This window comes from Bradyrhizobium sp. USDA 4354, from assembly GCF_054060315.1.
Window position 1 is genome coordinate 3,115,137 of sequence record NZ_JBSSDC010000001.1, and the last position, 19,195, is coordinate 3,134,331.

General features: G+C 57.5%; 15 protein-coding genes and 1 pseudogene. 10 read left to right on the forward strand and 6 right to left on the reverse strand.

All coding sequences use genetic code 11. The features are described from left to right. The first annotated feature begins 478 nt into the window (after positions 1-478). The 5 genes and pseudogenes from ACVIIV_RS14530 to ACVIIV_RS14550 all read left to right on the forward strand — a co-directional run bounded on the left by ACVIIV_RS14530 (position 479) and on the right by ACVIIV_RS14550 (position 5,964). Complete coding sequence (locus ACVIIV_RS14530) at positions 479-2,554, forward strand: prolyl oligopeptidase family serine peptidase (RefSeq protein WP_456744797.1); 2,076 nt, start codon at positions 479-481, stop codon at positions 2,552-2,554. A gap of 1,181 nt (positions 2,555-3,735) precedes the next feature. Then, positions 3,736-3,987, forward strand: a pseudogene (locus ACVIIV_RS14535) (zincin-like metallopeptidase domain-containing protein); the annotation flags it as partial. Between the two features lie 282 nt (positions 3,988-4,269). Next, entirely contained in the window at positions 4,270-4,479 is a 210-nt protein-coding gene (locus ACVIIV_RS14540; protein WP_456744798.1) for a hypothetical protein, read from the forward strand. A 92-nt stretch (positions 4,480-4,571) separates the two neighbouring features. Continuing rightward, complete coding sequence (locus ACVIIV_RS14545; RefSeq protein ID WP_456744799.1) at positions 4,572-4,850, forward strand: helix-turn-helix domain-containing protein; 279 nt, start codon at positions 4,572-4,574, stop codon at positions 4,848-4,850. A 91-nt stretch (positions 4,851-4,941) separates the two neighbouring features. Next, positions 4,942-5,964: a type II toxin-antitoxin system HipA family toxin gene (locus tag ACVIIV_RS14550; protein WP_456744800.1), complete on the forward strand. Its 1,023-nt coding sequence runs from the start codon at positions 4,942-4,944 to the stop codon at positions 5,962-5,964. 303 nt (positions 5,965-6,267) lie between these two features. Here the strand turns inward: ACVIIV_RS14550 and ACVIIV_RS14555 are convergent, their stop codons facing one another. Next, positions 6,268-6,951 carry a helix-turn-helix domain-containing protein gene (locus ACVIIV_RS14555; protein WP_456744801.1) on the reverse strand — a complete coding sequence of 228 codons (684 nt, stop codon included), beginning with the start codon at positions 6,949-6,951 and terminating at the stop codon, positions 6,268-6,270. Positions 6,952-8,157: 1,206 nt separating this feature from the next. Here ACVIIV_RS14555 and ACVIIV_RS14560 point away from each other — a divergent pair. Next, positions 8,158-8,424, forward strand: coding sequence for a DUF3551 domain-containing protein (locus ACVIIV_RS14560; protein ID WP_456744802.1), 267 nt, complete (start codon positions 8,158-8,160; stop codon positions 8,422-8,424). 659 nt (positions 8,425-9,083) lie between these two features. Here ACVIIV_RS14560 and ACVIIV_RS14565 read toward each other — a convergent pair. From ACVIIV_RS14565 to ACVIIV_RS14580, 4 genes are all read right to left on the reverse strand, one after another. After that, the gene (locus ACVIIV_RS14565) at positions 9,084-9,575 is read right to left on the reverse strand and encodes a hypothetical protein (protein WP_456744803.1); all 492 of its coding nucleotides are present in this window, start codon (positions 9,573-9,575) and stop codon (positions 9,084-9,086) included. A 676-nt stretch (positions 9,576-10,251) separates the two neighbouring features. After that, entirely contained in the window at positions 10,252-10,803 is a 552-nt protein-coding gene (locus ACVIIV_RS14570) for a MarR family transcriptional regulator (protein ID WP_456744804.1), read from the reverse strand. Between the two features lie 406 nt (positions 10,804-11,209). Further along, positions 11,210-11,653: an SET domain-containing protein gene (locus tag ACVIIV_RS14575; RefSeq protein WP_456744805.1), complete on the reverse strand. Its 444-nt coding sequence runs from the start codon at positions 11,651-11,653 to the stop codon at positions 11,210-11,212. 714 nt (positions 11,654-12,367) lie between these two features. Further along, entirely contained in the window at positions 12,368-13,486 is a 1,119-nt protein-coding gene (locus tag ACVIIV_RS14580; RefSeq protein ID WP_456744806.1) for a hypothetical protein, read from the reverse strand. Between the two features lie 496 nt (positions 13,487-13,982). On the opposite strand from ACVIIV_RS14580, the gene ACVIIV_RS14585 reads away from it, so the two are divergent. Continuing rightward, positions 13,983-14,228 carry a hypothetical protein gene (locus ACVIIV_RS14585; RefSeq protein WP_456744807.1) on the forward strand — a complete coding sequence of 82 codons (246 nt, stop codon included), beginning with the start codon at positions 13,983-13,985 and terminating at the stop codon, positions 14,226-14,228. Positions 14,229-14,717: 489 nt separating this feature from the next. Here the strand turns inward: ACVIIV_RS14585 and ACVIIV_RS14590 are convergent, their stop codons facing one another. Beyond that, positions 14,718-14,981 (reverse strand): hypothetical protein, encoded by a 264-nt coding sequence (locus ACVIIV_RS14590; RefSeq protein WP_456744808.1) that lies wholly within the window; start codon positions 14,979-14,981, stop codon positions 14,718-14,720. A 1,209-nt stretch (positions 14,982-16,190) separates the two neighbouring features. Between ACVIIV_RS14590 and ACVIIV_RS14595 the strand changes: the two genes are divergently transcribed. The 3 genes from ACVIIV_RS14595 to ACVIIV_RS14605 are packed head-to-tail and all read left to right on the forward strand — an operon-like array spanning position 16,191 to position 18,900. Then, complete coding sequence (locus ACVIIV_RS14595) at positions 16,191-16,433, forward strand: hypothetical protein (RefSeq protein ID WP_456744809.1); 243 nt, start codon at positions 16,191-16,193, stop codon at positions 16,431-16,433. Then, positions 16,430-17,299: an AAA family ATPase gene (locus tag ACVIIV_RS14600; RefSeq protein ID WP_456744810.1), complete on the forward strand. Its 870-nt coding sequence runs from the start codon at positions 16,430-16,432 to the stop codon at positions 17,297-17,299. Before ACVIIV_RS14595 ends, ACVIIV_RS14600 begins: the two co-directional genes overlap by 4 nt. Then, positions 17,266-18,900, forward strand: a complete 1,635-nt coding sequence (locus ACVIIV_RS14605) for a hypothetical protein (RefSeq protein ID WP_456744811.1) — start codon at positions 17,266-17,268, stop codon at positions 18,898-18,900. The genes ACVIIV_RS14600 and ACVIIV_RS14605 overlap by 34 nt, the downstream gene beginning before the upstream one ends. The last annotated feature ends 295 nt before the right edge of the window (positions 18,901-19,195 follow it).

The window sequence follows — 19,195 nt, forward strand, 5'->3', positions numbered from 1 at the left end:
ACTGATGGTGCCGGCCAACGCGATCAGCAGGCCGTGAAGATCGGCCTGTGCTCGCACTTCACACCTAAAGTCGAAACTGTCGACGGATGATGCTGCCCATAGCCGAGTTGTGAGTGGCCGAACGGTGGCGCAAGCGGTCGTCGAGGATTTACGTACTGCGACGACGAGCAAGGCGGCCGCTGCGCAACATGCCGCCCTTCCTAAGAACCGATTGTCAGGTTTGAGACGGACGTCCAAAAGTCGACACCTACATGGGTTGGAAACGACTGGAGAACCTCCAATTTTCAAGCGGCACGCTGCTTGCACCATCGAAAGCCAGCGGACTCAGTTCCCGCATGCCCGCTCTTTGAAGCCGAGTATGCATCTTCCGAATGCTTCCACTCACCTAGCAAGACGCCAAGTCCGGCTGGCTAACTTCAGGTCAACTCCCATGAAAAATTCGCTTTTTCTCGCAGCGTCGCTATCCATGAGCTGTTTGATGGCCGCGGGACTGTCCCAGGCGCTAGCGCCTGCGAGCGGGGCTGAGGATCCTTTTCTTTGGCTTGAGGAAATCGAAGGGCCGCGCGCATTGGCTTGGGCTCACACCGAGAACGACAAGACGCTCAGTGCGCTGCAATCTGATCCACGTTACCAGCGCTTCTACGGGGAAGCGCTCCACGTTCTTCAGGCCAAGGACCGGATTCCGTACGTCTCATTGGGACGGCGCGGTCTCGATAATTTCTGGCAGGACGAGAACCAGGTGCGCGGCGTCTTGCGGCGTACGACGCTTGAAAGCTATCGCACCCAGAGCCCTCGATGGGAGACCATCCTCGACGTGGATGCTCTCGCTGACGCGGACAAGAAGAACTGGGTTCTTAAAGGGGTGAGCTGCCTTCCGCCCGAAGAGCGCCTATGCTTGCTCGACCTGTCCGATGGCGGAAAGGACGCTGTGTTCGTCCGGGAGTTCGACGCAGTCGACAAAACCTTCGTCACGAACGGCTTCGCACTTCCGGAGGGAAAACAGCAGGTCACTTGGGTAAATAGGGACACGGTCCTGATTACACGAGATTGGGGCGAAGGGACCATGACGCAAGCCGGTTACCCTTTCGTTGTGAAGGAGCTCAAGCGCGCTCAGTCGCTCGCGGAAGCGCACGAGGTCTTCCGTGGCGAGCCGACCGATGTCGCGGCCACACCATTCGTGCTGCGCGACAGTGAAGGCACGATCCATGCGACCGGCGCCGTCCGCAGCATCAGTTCGTTCGAGCATGAGTATGTTCTCTTTGGGTCCAAGCCGACTAAGCTCAATCTGCCAAAGAAAGCGACCATCGGGGGCATCGCGAGTGGTCGCCTGCTGGTGACGCTAAACGAAGACTGGATGCCACAGTCCGGAGACACCCCCTTCTCAGGCGGCTCGATCATCTCGTATGACCTGGCCGAATGGAAGCAGGATCCGCTGCGCGCCAGACCCACGCTCGTTTTCAAGCCTGGGCCTCGACAAGCGCTCGTCGGATTCACCGCCACAAGAAACTTGTTAATCCTAACGATTCTCGACAATGTTCAGAGCAGGGCGTTCGTCTACAAGTACCATCAGGGCGCCTGGCAGGCCACGCCGATCCCGATTCCAGAGAATGCGAGTGTCGGTCTGGCTGCGGCATCGCATGAAACTGACGAGGCGATGTTCACCGTCTCCAGCTTTCTTAGCCCGACGATGCTCTGGTACTTCGACGCTGCAACCGAACGCCTTGAGACACTGAAGGCGACACCTCCTAGGTTCGACGCCTCGAGACTTGTCGTCGAACAGTTCGAGGCAATCTCGCGCGATGGCACCCGCATTCCTTACTTTCTGCTACGACCCAAGAGCGCAAGGTTTGACGGATCAACTCCAACGCTTCTCTATGGCTATGGTGGGTTTCAGACTCCGCTCATCCCCTCTTACGTGGGCCTCACCGGACGACTCTGGCTCGAGCAGGGCAACGCGTATGTTGTCGCGAACCTGCGCGGCGGGGGTGAGTTCGGGCCCCAATGGCACCAGACTGCCCAAGGAGCAACGAAGCAGCGCACATGGGATGATTTTATCGCCGTCGCGGAGGACTTGATCCGGCGCAAAATCACTTCTCCCCGCCGGCTGGGCGTAGTCGGCGGTAGCCAAGGAGGCCTCCTGGTAGGGACCGCAATCACCCAACGACCCGAGCTCTTCAATGCGGCCATCTTACAGGTTCCGCTGTTCGATATGGTTCGGTTCACCAAGCTGGGCGCCGGAGCCTCCTGGATCGGCGAGTATGGCGATCCCACCATTCCCGAACAGCGCAAGTGGCTCGAGGCCTACTCGCCCTATCAGAGGTTGGTGCCAGGCAAGACCTACCCGGCCCCCTTCATTCTCACGTCCACCAAGGACGACCGCGTGCATCCAGCGCATGGCCGCAAGGCAGCGGCGAGGCTCGCTGCGTTGGGCCAACCGTACCTCTACTATGAGAATACCGACGGGGGGCATAGCGCCGCCGCCAACCTCATTGAACAGGCACGCCGGATCGCTCTAGAATATACTTATGTATCCCGGCGGCTTGTCGATGAGTGATGTCGAGGACTAAGCTCTACTTCAATGATGACGCTTGGCGGACGACGTTATCGGCAGCGGCGTCAGCAAGCCCGTCTTTGCTCATTCTCCGCAGACTATGGTATCTCCCTTGGGATGAATCCGAGCGATCAGCTACGCCCTCAGTCTCGCCTATCAGTCCGGGTAGGTCGCTCAAGGCCGATTTCTCGTTAATACCCACGAGGCATCTCGTGTGAGCAGCCCTCAGGGCAAACCGATGCGTTAGCCTCTCGATCCCGTGGCTAACTTCATTGGCAGTGCGGATGCGGATAGGGATAGCGCCTTTCTCATCAAGTTCCCTCGATAGGCGCCAAGTCGCATCCCCGCTCCTTTCCATCTATTGCTGACCGGCGTTATGTCGCTCAGTCGTGCGATGCTGTACTTCTCTCGCATCACAGAGCCTACAATTTAAGTGTGCAATCATCACTCTGGCTCGCTTTTCGTCAATCCGCAGGATTCCCCGGTTGAAGGCTTACTGGAATTCCACAAATGCACTTCGACAATCGACCGATACGCGGAGTGCGACGAACATGGCTGTACAATATGCACGGCGGAGGTATGGGCGGGCGCAAAGCACCGAATTCGCAATTTAACGCCACAGGAGACCTGCTCTCTAACGGGGGCGGAGTATCTACTATGGTATGGTCCGCAACCGAAAATGTCTCACTGATTAGCAGCCTGAACTGTCCGGGTGATCCTGAAGTCGTGACGGCTGACAGACTGAGAGCATGTCTGAGTGGTTGCAGGAATTTCCGTGGCAGATTGAGCGGGTATTGATAGTCCACACGTACCATTGACCGACTGCGCAAAGGCCTGTCAGCTTGCGGTAAGCTATCACAGATACAGAGCCCTTTGGGGTTAACGGGATGTGGCAGGGACAGCGCTATTGCTCCAGATCGATCAGCGCCGAGTCACCTTTCCGCTAATCTCATCGGCAGTGCGGATGTGGTAGGGACTAGTTGGCTTGGTTTCAGCCCCCGGGTCGGTTAGCACCGAGCCGCGCCCGCACTGTTTTACATCTCGCTCCGACCGATCGCGGTGGCTATCTCGACAAGCTTCGCAGGTACTCTGGCGAAGGTCGGTACACCACCTGAAAAGGTGAGGGCCACGTACTTCCATTTCTGCCGCGAGGCGCGCAATGAGTGGCGTTGGACACTACATACCGCCATGAGAGCCGCCTGAATCGCGAGTTCGGCCGCAAGCGCTTCGGCGATGAAGGCTATGCCATGGAAGAGTTGGTCGCAGAGCTTGGCGCGGCCTTCCTGTCCGCCGATCTCGGCCTGACACCGGAGGTGAGGGAGGGTCACGCCTCCTATATCCCCTCTTGGATCAACGTGCTGAAGAACGACCAACGCGCGATCTTTAAGACCTCGTCCAATGCCCAGCGGGCGGCGGACTTCCTGTATCGGTTTCAGGCCAAAATTCCGCCGCGGCCTGCGCCGCGGCGCGCCTTGTTCTCCCTGAGAACGGCATCGCGAGTAAGGGGCGACTTTGAATATCGGAGTAGTTGTGCGCCTTATCCACGGGCTAGGGTTGTGGGTTCTGCTTGGCCGGTAGAGGTGGATGACCGAAGCAATGTTGCAGCCACGCATCGAACGCGGATGGGCAGCATAGCTCGCAACGTCATCATCTTCTCAGACCCGCAAAAGCGGTGAAGAAGCTCCGCAAGGTATCGGAGCGGCCAGAAGGAAATGCTCATGCCGATTGATCCGCACGCACATGAGCGCGCGCGGCTCATGACCCGCGAGGAGCCGCCATTCGGTGTCACATCCGAGCAAGGAGACACCGAGCAGGCTAGGACCTTGCCGCAGCGCGGAGCGAGCATTGCTTGGTTAATGCCGGGTTATGCTCTTTATGTCTCTGAAAAGGTTAATACTTCCCGGGTCGACAACGTCGACGATCGATGACATTCTGAAATGTTGGCGAGCGGCGACATTCTCGGTTGTCAGCGAACGGCGACATAGAACAATGTAAGCGACCGCTGACATTTGGAATTGCCATGCTTATCCGTACACCGGCCGACCTCGGCATTCGCGACAGACGCAAACGCCTCAAGCTAGACCAGTCGACACTGGCCAAGCGGATCGGCGTTAGCCGTCAATGGGTAATTGAGGTTGAGCACGGTCATCCCCGCGCAGAGCTGGCCCTTATCCTCCGTGCTCTCGACGTTCTCGGCATCCCGGTGGACGCCAACAGTGGAGCGCCCACCAGCCGCGGGTCTACCTCCGCAGTTGATATCAAAGCCATCGTCACCAAAGCCAAAAAAGGCAAGACATAATGGCCGAGCTCATTGCACTCTTGGATGGCACCGAAGCCGGTCGCGTCCGCAGTGACGCACGCGGTCGGCTGACCTTCGTCTACGACCATGCATGGCGCAACGCGGACGGGGCCTACCCCTATCGCTATCGATGCCGCTTGCCGCTGAGGAGCACGGTCCAGCCACCGTTCAGGCCTTCTTGTGGGGGCTGCTTCCTGACAACGAGCAGGTGCTCGAGCGCTGGGCCAAGAAATTTCAGGTATCGGCGCGCAACGTGTTTGCCCTCATCTCTAACGTTGGCGAAGATTGCGCCGGGGCTGTCCAGTTCGTCACGCCTGATCGATTGGAGGCTCTGAAAACAGGCAAAGACGACAAGATCGAATGGCTGGATAAGCCGGAAATAGCAAACCGGCTTCGAATCTTGCGCGAAGATCACGCTGCCTGGCGTCTGCCCCGCGACACGGGTCAATTCAGTCTTGCAGGCGTCCAGCCGAAAACCGCGCTTGTCCTCAAAGACAACAAATGGGGTATTCCGGCCGGGCGCATACCGACCACCCACATTTTGAAACTACCGACAGGCCATTTTGATGGCCACGCCGAGAATGAGCATATCTGCCTGCAGCTCGCACGCGAGCTCGGACTGCCAGCCGCTGAAACCAAGGTGATGCGCTTCGAACAGGAAATCGCGATCGTGGTTGAACGCTACGATCGGCAGGTCAGAGGGAACGACATCATCCGCGTTCATCAGGAAGATATCTGCCAGGCCATGGGCATCCTGCCGACGAAGAAATACCAGAACAAGGGCGGACCAACGCCTGCCGATATTGTCGAGCTCTTGCGTACCTACTCGACAGACCGCGAGGCTGACCTTGAGACGTTCGTCAGTGCTTTGGTCTTCAACTGGCTCATTGGAGGCTCTGATGCTCACGCCAAGAACTATTCATTGCTTCTGGCCAGCGGTCTTCTCGTGCGTCTCGCCCCCCTTTACGACATCGCCAGCATTCTTCCTTACGACCATGTCGATCAGCGCAAGATCAAACTCGCCATGAAAGTCGGGGGGGAATACAAGCTCGATCAAATTGGCTTGCGCCAGTGGAGACGCGTGTTGATGCGGACGTACTCATCGCTACCCTGATCTCTATGGCCGGGCAGATCCCCGACCTGGTGGCGGACATTCGCACGCGCGCGCAAAAGGAGGGATTGGAGAACGCTGTCGTGGAGCAATTGGCAACGGCTTTGGGTACGCGAGCCAAGTATTGCGAACACGCTCTGAAAGGGGATCTAAGATACGGATCATCCATCAGTTGAGGGGAGTCGAGCGCAACCACGAGCTCATGTATTCCGATATCGGCGCGCTCACCGAACGGCTGCCTGATAGGCCGTTGCTGCGCCGCCTCATGTTCGTCCGAGTTACGGTTTGCGCGCACTCGGCTGGCGCTCAACTTTGCAACTCGAAGCTAGCAAGCCGCTGCCGGTCTAGAATCATGATCTCGCGTTGAGTGTTGCCGATGAAACCAAGAACGCCATCACTATGCAATTGTGACACTGAGCGTGAGACGGTCTCGATGCTCAAGCCCAGGTAGTCCGCGATGTCTCGCCGAGACATTGGCAGTGACATAACATCAACAGCCATGAGCCGCACATCCATCTCATGCAAGAAAGCGGCAACGCGCTCCAGAGCAGTCTTACGTCCAAGCAGCAGCATATGGTTCTCCGCGTGCTGCAATTTAATCGTGGTCATGCTGAGCAAGGTGCGCCAGACGACTGCGTCAGTCCGGGCGATCGCATCAAGAGTGTGCCTCTTGATCAGGCGAACAGTGCTCTGCGTAACGGATTCCGCGGTAAATCGGTGTACCCCACCGTTCTCGAATCCAAAAATGTCACCTGGTAAATGAAATGCGCCAATCTGGCGTCGCCCATCGGACAGCAGTTTGTAGGTCCGTACCGTCCCTTTCATGACCTGATAGACGTACTCGGCGGGGCCGCCGTCGATGTAGATCGTCCTCCCCTTCTTGTAAGTGAATTCACTCAACCCGACGATCGGATTTGACGGGCTCGATATGCCGAGCTGATTGAGCGCATTACGGCAAGATCTTTGGTCCGTGCTGATGCCTACAAACATAATCCGGCACTCCTGAACCACTGAAAGATTATAATGACTGAATCGATCGTTGTTCAATGTCGGGAGCAATCTGCGGGGCTGCGAGGGTTGTAACAAGCTTGTATGAGAAGAAGAAGTCGTATCGTTGTAAGGCAGTGCCGCGCACCAGCGTGGCGCGATACAAGTGCAGCCCGTTTGCCCCATAGGCTATATACGCTGAACTGGTTTTGACTTGAATCGGCCCGCCGGGACTGACCTGCGTGAGCAGGCGGTGCGCTGCAACAGAATCGATGTGAGCCTTCGTTCAGCTTGCGTAATAAAGCTTGCGGCAGAGAATCGGCGGCAAATAGCCAGAAGACGCTCTAGATCTGCGCGAGAATGCATTTTTAGGACTAATACACGCGCAAGAATGTAGAGGAGGCAGCTTCTTATTCCATCGTCGCGGCGCTCTGCTCTGGGTTGCCTCGACAGCGATCGCCTGGGTTGAGGATTACGCCTTGACTTCACTGGGATGGGGCGAGAGCAGACTAGGTCGAGGGAGTTCTGCTCGATCGCTATGGAGTTGATGCGCACCTACACTGCCTCGCCCGCCGGCACTGTGGGATCTCCAAATGTTGAACGCCGCTACAACCGCGCTATTGCGGTCGGTCCTCGATGAGGTCTGCGTGAGCCTCGCCCGGTACGAGACGAGCGCTCGCGTTGATGTCACCTCGCAAATTCTGGAGGTGCCAGCACAGGTGAGACGAGGCCCGATCGGCTGAAACAAATCGGTCGCGAAGCGCTTTCCAAGGCCTCGATAGCGGCGAGCCCTAGCATGACGCAGGCCTCCCAGAACGTCCATGATGCTTGCCGCGCACGATGTTCGTCACGGCGAGCTAAGCGAATGTAACGGTCGTTCATTCTGCCTGCTAGCGAGTCCGCACAAACATGCCAAAGCGCGCCCATAAGTGTCTTTCTGCCGGGGAAAGTAGCAGGAAAGCTGCGCCAAGGTTTGACCGACGTTCACCCCTGACCGCGGGGCCGTTCCGTTGGGCCGTCTCATTGCTCGCGCCTTTGTGTACCCGCGGTCCCGCTCAACTTCGGTCCTGCCCGCAGGCACCAGTCACGCTGAATCCTGTTTCCCGTGCTGGCCCGCGGAGTGACCCCGGCAATCTGCCATTGACTAAGATCAAAGCGTGCAATTCAGATCCTGTATCTTCTGGTGAACTTAACGGAGGCAAGAGTCTCATGCGCTACCTTCTCCTTATCGGAGTGCTCGCACTTCCCATCCTCGTCGGCTCAGGATCGCGTTCGACGGCTGGCTCGAGGGCTCATTCGTACACGCCACCGGTACGCCAGGACGTCTATTGTCTGCAGGGACGCAGTTGGGGATATCCGGGCAATTGCCAGTTCTCGACCTATGACCAGTGCATGGCTACTGCATCAGGTACATACGCCTATTGCGGCATCAATCCGACCTACGCTTTCGGGCAGCAAGGAAGACAATCGCGCTGATGTGAATCAGAATTGCTGGTACGCCAAGCGGCGGATTGAACATTTGCCCGGGCAGGCTCCTGTTGCCGTTCGTTCGCCTCACCCTTTCTGCGCTCGCCTTTTCTCGGATGCCGGCGAAGCCCGCGGATACCCAAAGCCCTGTGCTTCTCCGCCACAGACAAATAAGGAGTATAACCTCCGTTCGAGGCAGTGGCTGAGCCGAGATTCATCAAGACAGCCCTCCAAGAGGCCGAAGATTGTCAGGCAATTTGTCTTAACATTAGTGGGCCGGCTGCGGCTGTCGATTTGGGCCAGCGGCCGTAGCAGATTGGCGACGGGTCGCCCTGTGCGCTGAGCCAGGGCGGCCCCACTGCTCTGATTGGCTGCCCGAGTATGGATGCACTCGGCCGCTAGGCGCCAATTCCGAGCAGAAATACGGCGCCTACGCCTTTTTGCAATCGCCGCTATCCTGCTTGTTGCGATGCTATATCGCCAAATATCCCTAAGAGAAACCGGCCATTGGTTAGATCACTATATTTCCCTGTCGCGGCGGTGCTCTTTTGGGGCGCTCTCGGGTAGCTTTTCTACTCTCTTTGGAGGTTACCGTTCTAATCGTCGCGCTGCCTGGTCTCACCCAATTTCATTCCGAATCGGCGCTCTCGCAATATTTCCGGGTATTTTCAGTCTTGCGTCGGCCCGAAGTCGCTCGCCAGGAATTGCTCGTGGGTCCATTGCTTCAGCGCATCGTCGTTGAGTACCGAGTTGACCAAGGCATTCCAATTCTCACCTGCCTCTCTCCATTTCGTCTTTCGGTCCGGAAGGTTACGCAGCAACCGAAATGCCCTCGTTGCAAACTTGCTTGCCTCTTTCCCTTCAGCAGCCTCGCGGATCACGTCTTTGAACAATTGTTCGGGAAAGGTCCACCCGGCGGCTGTGAAGCGGTCGGCAAACATGTATTCGAACGAGGCGCGAAACACGACCGCGGCTAGCGCATCCTCATATTCCGTGCCTGCGCTGCGCAAGTCGAACCATTGCAGCAGTCTTCGAACGGCTGCAGTAGGCGACAACTGGCAGTCTCCGAGCGTGAGAGATACGAACATATACGCGATGTCTGATTGAAGCTCGTCGTCCAGGGACACGTACCAATGTTTGATTGTTTCAATAGGAGTCATGTGAAAAGTTCTATGAAAACGCGAGAATACAGGATCCGCCCCCGCTCAGTCGCGCTTGATCACGTAGCGCCATGGCTATCAACCAGCCGACTGCCCGCGGGGGCAGTTGTCCAGGAATCCCTGCTTCTCTGCTGTAAGACATCGACGATGGTGCTCGCCGCAATTCGATGGCACGTCGTGGTTGGCTGCAAAATAATGCGTTCTTAACAGAAGAGAAGTATCAAGCAACGGTGTAGGGTGCTGCCTCGTGCAAAATGAACGCATCGGGCCAGTTGTCCTCACATTAGACGGTGAAGTCATTCTTACGATCAGCCAAAATGCGCAACCAAGAACGAACGACGCGACGAGCTATCAAGGATAGCCGATAGAGCCCTAGGGGCACTCGTAGAATACCGCGCCTACGAGCAAAGGATTGGTCAAATGCCGCAGAGTTATCGCTTATCATCGTCTCACTGAACAAGATGCAGAAACGATCGCTAGAGCCACGTAAATCGCTGCGTTGGAGCTTGTGTCGGCGCATGGCTCCTTCAGCATGCGCACAGCCATAGCTTGGAGGACCGAATTGGTCACTCGGCTCGAGCTGTTCAGTGCGGCAGAGGAAGTCCAAGCTCCTGATTGGGGTTGTGCTCGCTGTGATCGCGCGGCGAATAGGTTCGTGGTCTCAAGTTGTTGCCCGCTAGGCGTCCCGCAGCTGCTGCTCTCTTGAAGGTTCTTGCATCTTTAACGCGGCGTGCAGGCGGGCCTTTTCCAGCCGTTGCCTGACTCCGCTAAGGCAACTAGCCAGCTTTGCAAAGTCCGTAATATCGAGATAACCAGAAACAAACTCATCGAGTTCTTCCTGCTGTGCCGCGATGCTCGCAAGTTGTCTGCGAGCGCTGTCGGTTAGCGACAGGTTGACGATTCGTGCATCGTTCGCGCAGCGCTTACGTCGCACAAATCGCTTATCCTCAAGCTGTTTCGAATGCCTCGTAATGAAGGCGGACTCAACCTTCATCAACTTTGCAACCACGTTGACCGGAACTCCGCCGTCATTTTCCAAGTCGATCAACGCCATCAAGATCATCATTTGTGGTGCAGCAATGCCCAGCGCATGCGCCTGGAAAGAACGAAGGTCGTCCAGACACACATTAATGGCTCTGATCTCCCACGTGAATCGCCTGAGCACATCCTGACTCGCGGCAGGGCTCTTCCCGAGCCGTCTTTTCAATCCTGGCAGCTTAGACGGCATCAGATTTCAGGGAGCCTCCGTCCTAAAACTATTCCGGGCGAGCAGAGCGCAGTTGGCGGGGACTACATATGCGCCTACTTCGAAGCGTCGAATCTCGGGTCAATAAGCAATCCCACCAACTCGCTTCTGTGCCAACCCTTTTTGCAGACACGTCCGGTGCCGAAGCTGCCTAGGTGCAAAGCAGCTTCACACACTCAACCCGGTGAATTCACTCAAAATACAACTCTCATATGCAGAATTCCTGCTTCACGAGCTGCATTTGCATGCGATTACAGCGTCTGACGTCCTGAACGTCGCGAGTCCGCTCCAAAAGCGACACTGCTCCGCTGCGCGATCGGATGGCGAGAATTTTTAGGTTGTCGAGAACTGCTCACTGAATCACTAGAACAGCGCGTACGGCGCAGGATCAACCTGTCGGAGCCGGCTCCAGGCTTGGAAAGCAGGAGCTGGCGATCGGCAATAGCTCCTTATTCCACGATAAGTCACACCCTGGATCGAAAGACAAGTAATCGCAAGTCAGTTCTTCACCAGGTTGTACGTCACGGGCTGTGAAAATTCTGCAATGATCGTCTTGATATGTGTTTGGATGACTGCTGTGATTCATGAAGCGAGCGTTGTCAGCATTATACTCTACGACGCCGTCATTAACCTTGTGGTCTCTCGGATAGGCATGCTTATCAAGTAGAGCTTGAAATGTTGGAGCTAGAGCTTCGTATTGTTCGCGCGTCACCGCGATGTCAACGATCGGGTTGTGAATCCAAAGTAGCGCGCCTTTAGACAAACGAGTCGCAGAGAAAAGTCCAATACCGCCAAACTGGTCTGGCTTCAAAATAGTTTCAACAATCAACATCGAAGAAATCTCCCAAAGTCACTATCACCGAGCAAGCTAACTGACGTGAGCTGCAAAATCTCCTGCACGAATTGGTAGGGTCATCTATCCGCGCCTTCATCACAATTTGGAGTTCCTCTGGATTGGTTTCGGCTGCTTGGTCAGGATCGCCTTCCGCGGCACCGCCAACGTGGTGATGCTGGAAGGGGCTGCAGGTCGGTGGGATTCCGGGCAAAGATCCGCGCCGATCAAGGAGGCGAGTGATCGTGACCTGTAGACTCTCAGCGCGGCGGCACGCCGGACTTTCTCGCGACCCTGCAAGCCCCGACAAGGCCTTCATCAAGACCTTCAAGAGCAGGGGCCGAATGCGTCAATGCCCATTCGTTCCTATGCCTTGCCAGAAAGAAAGTCGAGACATAGGCAGACATTATAGCGACTCGCGGCCCCTGAGGGGTCGGCAGTCACCTCCGATTTCTTCTGGACTATCACCTCGCCGCAACCAGCCCGCAACGTGATCACGCTCTTCACAAACAAGAAGGGTCCTTGGCTGTTCGGCTCAACAAGGAGCCGCTAAGCGATGGGCGCCCGCAAGTTCGTTGGGGCCGGCAGTACTTATCCGCACCGCCCTGAGCCCCACTAAGCTCGCAAGAGTCGCTGAAGCAAGCTATCGTCCATCACCAAGTCCGCTACCTGAGCTTCTGGAGCGGCCTCTCACGTAGGGACTGTCCCTGGTGTCTACATCTGTGGATGGTGGATGAGCCGAACGTCGTTCGGTCCTCCCGGCCCCAATAGGGCCGTGTAACGCTCGCCGCGAATGTCGTATTGCTTCATCGGCTGCGCTGCGTCCGGCAAGAGGCCCCAGCGGCCGAGCCTGGAGATCATCGTCATTGGGGCGGGTTGTGTGCCGTGCGAAAAGCCCTCAGGAACGGCGAATGATGCGGCATAAATCTCGCGGGCCGCGGGCGGCGTCGTCTCAGCTCTGACGGACGCCGGGGCGGCTTGCTCCATCGTCTGTGCAAGCAGTGCTGGCGAGGGCCGATTCGCCGGCTGTGCGCTCGGCTGCGAAAAGCTTTCCGGTCGAGATCCGAAATGAATGGGTGCGGCTGACAGATTGAGTGGAGACCCGCCCCTCATCGCCGCCGCGGGCACGAACAGCGCCGTGAAGCGGTCGTTATGAACTATGAAAGGAGCGGGTGGGGTGTCCTGGCTCGGCGGGACGCTGCTACCCTCATGCGCGGCTGACGTGCGCTGGTCGTCCTGCCGCGAGTTGAAGGAGCGAACGGCCGCTCCTGAATCCACGGCGTGGTCATGACGCTCGGTTGCCTCGAGAGACGACGATGAGCCGGCGTTCTCCAGCATCGCCCACAGCAGATCCTGAGCGTAGTCTTCCGCGGGAAGAATCAACCGATCGCTGGCCCGAAACGGTGTGCCAGCCTCTTCAATCAGCTCGCGAGCGGCTGAATTGCTAGCCTCGCTGGGCTGGTGCTCAATGGCATCGGCTTGCGTCTGGCTTAGTGTCCTCTGCCTCTTCGCAGGCCTCAACTGGCCGGTGTAGTCCTCACCCATCAGGGCAGCGGCGTCCTCGCGTCCGGTGACTGCGTGTTCGGGATGAGAACCGTCGGCCCTCTGGTGCTCAAGTCCCAAGGTCCCGGCGAGTCTAAGGCCTTCTTCCGACAGATGAGGATAGTAGGGATCAGCAGAAACAGGATTCTCTGCAACCGCGGAGGTACCAACTTGCGGCACTTCATCCAAGTACGGCTCAAAATCCGCTTGCTGCTGGTGCGCTTGCGGCACCGCGGCGCCGTAAGCAGCGAACCCTGCGTCGAATGGGTTGATGGTGTTAAATGGGTCCATGTCCGCCCCCGGTTCGAGTGTGTCGCTCTCGCTCTATTAGGACCAGCTGTCGTCAAGCTGACGCACTCAGAGAATTTCGGTGAGCCAAATGGGCCTGCCCGATCGCCACACTTCGGTCGAAAAACGCGCAAGATGCCGGATTGCGCTTCAAGTGGCACGCCTTGCGACATTTCGCGGTATCCTGCTGGATCGAGGCCGACCTGAACTAAAAACAGTTCAGACCTTTGCCGGCCATAGCAGTCTTTAGCTCTGCGCGCATGAGGAACTCGCCGAAGGCAAGGTCTTCAAGGGCGGTACAGTCCGAAAAAATGCTTCTTTGGAGACTATCGCTTTTCTGAGTATCTGGATTTTACGTTGCGCAATGAAGCGCACCTCGACGAAGCATTCTCGCGGGTGTTCGCCGAGGTGGCGCCTAGGTCTATGACGAAAGCGCAATTGTGGTCCCGGCGGATCAGCAAGAACTCGAACTCGTCCAAAATCGGCGCGGCAAGCTCTCATGTCGGAGCAAGACCAGCTACAAGGGGCCCCTTTCACGACCCGCCCTCTTCCGCGAGTTAAACTTGATTTGACGGCTGACGAACGCATCCTCCCGCCGCCGGTGCCCGTCGACATCTTTCACCCTTATTCCGCCATGCCTGAAGACGGCATCGAGGTACCGGCCTACGACTACGTTGAGGCCTTCACTGAAACCTCAGGGTTTTGGCCGAGTGAACGCGCCCGCGCGATCTCTATGATGTTGTGAATCTTTGTCGAAACGCCGGTCGAGCGGACAGAGTGTTGTCTCGATCGAGCGGCGTCCCCTTAAGGGCGCCATAAAATAATTTCAGGGTGATCACCTGCCTCTTCGGGCCCATGGCTATTGTGAGGCAGAGACTTATGGCGGCCGCCTCGCGACGTAACGGAAGGAATCGAATTAGAGGCTTTCACTCGTTCTGTCGACGTAAGATAATCTGGAGTTCGGCCCGCGCTTTCGCAACTGCAAGCGCGTCGAGATAAGTTATATTCACTCGACATCGTGGTATTCGGCCCGGCCGAAATCGGAGCCGAACAGCGCGGCTGCGGCGTCGTAGGGCGCGATGGTGTTGACGGTTGATTGCATGGCGTACTAGGCGCGCAATGCCTCGATCGCCGATGCATGGGCTAGCAACTGTCGACGAGGTTTGGCAATCGAGCACCTCCAGCTTGGGCGCCTCCTGCTTTGTGCCGCTCTCGATGATATTCCGATCGATTGTCATTTCTCTGCCTTCGCCGTCCTAGTTGGTCCGCCAGACTCTATGCGCTCGCTACCAGCCTGCCAGTCTGCGCCGTGTTGACGGATCATTTCGCTATGGGACCGTTTGATGAAGGCGCGCTCGACGCAAAAGCCGGCGGTGACTGAAGCGGCTACCGCTAGGCCGCAGGCGACGTAGTCATCCAGCAAACTCCAAATTATGTTACTGCCGGCGACGACGACAAAAGTGAGTGCCATGACGGTATTGCGAAATGCTTTAACCATGCTTGTTTCCCCGGGCGATCGGCGAGGGATGTTAACATTGCAACCAGGACGTTCTGCGGCGTTTGAGGGGCATGATCTGTCGTATTTCTGCTAGATCAGCTTGTGGTCGCGCGCGGCTAGACGGCACTCAGCGGTGCGGCAGTTCGCGCGAGGAGATCCTTCGCCGGCTTTTAACTGCACGATGGTCCCATGTAGCCGCAGGCCAGACGAACGACTCGAAAGAACTGGTGGCCGACACGGGATGTGATCACCCGGCACGAGGTCTGTCGGGCCGAAACAGCATCAGCAGCTCAGAGGCAATCCACTGCAATTGCTGTTGTGGCAGTGGCCTTCAGCGGCTGCGACGTTGGCGGTGGCTTGGTAAGACTCGTGGGAGGACCGGTTGCTCCGACGACATGTTAGGAGAACCGCATGGTGTGAGAGAGGCTTCGTCAATGACAAAGCCTCCGGACGGGGGCGGAATTGAACAAAACTACAGGCTAATCTGCCGAAATCCTGCAATGTGAGGCTGCTGACCAAACGATATAGCGCGCGAATCGCGCTAATATCGTGAGAGCGATGATGTTTTCGTCCGGCGCGTAGCAATGATATCGAGGCGCGAACGCAGCGCGGGCGTCCAAAGTTCCCTTGAGTCATCAAGGCCGGTGATGATGCGCGAGCAACGAATCCCCTTCCGAATTTTATATGACGGCGAGTGCTTCATCTGCTCTCGAACTGTGACTGGCATCAGAAAGTTGCGTCAGACGGTTGCTGTCCCTGGGTTTGGCGTCGAGGTGGACTTGGCCGTTTATAGTGAAAGCAACGCTCATCCAATCTCGAGCATGGAGAACGCGGCCATCCTTATCGCTATCCAGATGGTCGCGCGCGCCAGCCATGCTCGTGTTGCGCGGCGCCGCGCCGCCCCGGGCGCATAGTTGTCTTGCCATGCTCGGAAAGTTCGATGAGTTGCCCCGCTGCGCTCCCAGCCGATGGCCGCATTTGACAACATGACGACGCAAGGGTGCTTGAAGGCCGGCTCGGACGACCAATGCGGTCGCTTGGAATTCATTCTGTACGAAACGTACAAAGGACGTGCTGTGTGCGAGGTTGATAACGCGCTACGCGTGTCGAAATGAGCGCCGAATCTCTTGCGCGCGAACCGTGAAAAAAACCAAATGTGCTTGCGGTTTCGAGATGAGATGATGGAAGGCGATGTGCTGGGGGACGATGGTGGCCAACAATGACATTGCTTTTGAGATCGATGACAAGAATACCGTTGATCAAAACATCTCGGCGCTCGCGGCCGCGCTGAAACGAATCGACGATCCGCTAGCGGACGTCCTGTCAGAGGCACTTGAAAAGCTCAGCCTGGAAATCGCCGTCGATCAGGAGGCGCTCCTCGATGCGTTGTACGCAGCGACTGAGCCGGTGCAGCCGCATCAGACCTGCCCTGAGGAAAGCACTGCCCAATGAGCGGCTGGTATCTTCAGAAGGTTTCAATCGAAGGCTTTCGCGGCATTAACAATGAGGGTGCTCCCCTCGTTCTCAAACTCAAGCCGGATTGCGTCAACTCCATCTCCGCGCCGAACAGTGTCGGGAAAACGTCGATTTTCGATGCGGTGGTCTACGCGATTACCGGTCGCATTCCCAAGCTCGACGAGCTGCCAGCGGCCGAAAAAGGCTCGTCCTACTACCTCAACCGCTTCCATGCGGGTGGTGTTGGAACGATCACCCTGACCCTTGTGCCAGCCGGTGGCGGCGCCGAGGTCGATGTGACGGTCCGGCGCGATGCGGCCGGCGGGCGAACCGTAGCAGCAAGTACCGGGGCAGACGGAAACGCGATTCTGGCCGACCTCAATCGCGAGTTCGTCCTTCTCGATGGAAAAACATTTCAGGACTTTATCGATCTAGCGCCCCAGAAGCGCGGCCGATCGTTCGCCGGGCTGCTAGGCCTGAAGCGGTATTCGGCACTGCGACAGGGGGTGGCCTCGCTGACAAATACGAGAGCATTCAACAATCACTTTGGCGTCGCCACCAAGGAAGCCAAGCAGAACACTGCGACTGTCTCCCTCCAGCGAGCGCAGGCCAACATAAGGGAGGCCTTCACTGCGCTTGTTGGTGACGAGTACGATCCGGCAGAAGCCGAAACATCTATGCTCGCGAAGGCGCATTCCGCTCTCAGTGGCATCGAACTGCTCAAGCCCCTTTGCGAGGGGCGGACGTTCGAGGAGATCGACCCCCGAGTTGCGTCGATGCAGCGAAGGCCGCGGAAGGAGGTGAGGCGAGAGCAGAGCTCGCAAAAGTCTTGCGCGACGAGGCGAGGTGGTCGGAGGCACTGAAAGCCGCGCCGAGCGAAGAGGACGCCAAGCGCCTCGTGGAGCTGGCCGATGCTCGTGATACCGCCTTAAAGCTTACTCAAGGCGATCTTTTCCGACAGCTCTACGGCCTCAGCGAAATCATCATCGCGGATGACGGTTGGGTGGATAAATGTGTCTGCCCGACATGTGATCGATCTAGTGCCGGTTCGCTGCTCGACCATGTTCGTCACAAGCTCGCGGCCTTTGAGGCGGTGGAGACAGCTTCGGCCAATCTGGCCCAAGAATGGACCAAAAAAGGCTGGAATCAGCTCGACGAGCTGGAACGGTTAGGGCAGCAACCAGATGAGCAGGCCCTATTCGCCCAGGCAAAGGACATCGGATTGAAGGGAGTCATCGACGGGGCGCGCGCCCGCTCGGTCGTGGGATGGAAGGAGACGCTGACTGATCGCGCGGTCGCCAAGCTCGAGCACCTCACCCACAGCAAAATCACACTGGAGAAGAGCCTTCCCGACAAGCTCACGGCTGTCGTGGAGAAAGCTGAAGCCGCACGCCGCCTCCAGAGCAATTTGTCGGACCTGCGCGCCGCCGTAAGAGAGCAATCCGCCATCGCTGCCGAACTTGCGCGAATTGCTCGGGTCAAGAGCTTCCTTGACACGGCCAACTCACGCGTCGCCAGTGCCGAGTCCGCCGCAAGCGCGCGTCGGCTCGCCGCAATCGAGCCTGTTACGCGAAGTGTTTTCGCGGCCATCATGTACACCGACGTGGTGCCGGCCCTGAAAAAGCGCGCCGGCAGCGAAGATATTTCCATCTCTCTCGCTCAATTCTGGACACTGCCGGACATCTCGGCCCAAGCCGTCCTCTCCGAGAGCTATCGCAACGCCTTCGCGATCAGCGTCTATTTGGCGGCCGCCTCGCTCTATGGTGGGGGCGCCAAGTTTCTGATTCTCGATGATGTCACATCGAGCTTTGATTCCGGGCACCAGTTCCATCTGATGAACGTGATCAAAGGACAATTTGCGCGCCCTGGGGTCCCAAATGGCCCGCAGGTCATCCTGTTTAGCCATGACACAGTCCTGGAGAAGCTCTTCAACACGAATGCCAACGAGGGCGGTTGGTGGCATCAGTGCATTCAGGGCACCGCGCGAACATCGGTGCTTCCGCAGTCCGGCGCAATCCACAAGATCCGCGATGCGACTCACGCCTTTCTCGATACCGGAAACACCGACGATGCCGCGCCTCGGATCAGGCAGTACCTCGAGTTCAAACTCGAGGAGGTCATCTCGAGGGTCGGCATTCCCGTGCCTATCGGCATTGCCTTCAATGACGACAAGCACATGGCAAAAAACCTTATAGACGCCATCAAGGCAGCCGTCGACCTCCATGAGGCGGCCGGACGCCTGGTCGTGGAGCCTGCCCAGCTCGCCGGCCTCGGCACTTCGGTGGCGACAATCGTGAGCAACTACCTCTCGCACTGGTCTACGGGGCAGACCCACGCCTTCACGGCACCATCACTTAAAGGAGTAATGCAGGCGATCGAGAATTTCGCGGGTTGCTTTCAATTCGAGCATCCGGCAGGCTCGGGTCAATACCGCTACTATAAATCTCTTAGCCAAAAGCTTTGAGCGTGGTGTAACATTTCGAGCTCTGCCAATATCAAGATTGCGGGCTTGTGTCCTCATCCGGAAGACGAGCTGCCTGCTATGGATATAGGAGCGAACATCAAGTCGCGCCGACTTGCCGCAGGTACTCGCGGTATCGGCCACTGCAAAACTGAAGCTCGTGACAGACCGGCTCGCGATTGAGGAAGGCGCAGGGCTAATCACCATATACGCGGCGCTGATGGCGGCGACGCGTGCTGCCAAGCAGCTGAATGACCATGCCGTACGCGCGAACATGACACTCGTCTACCGCTCAGGA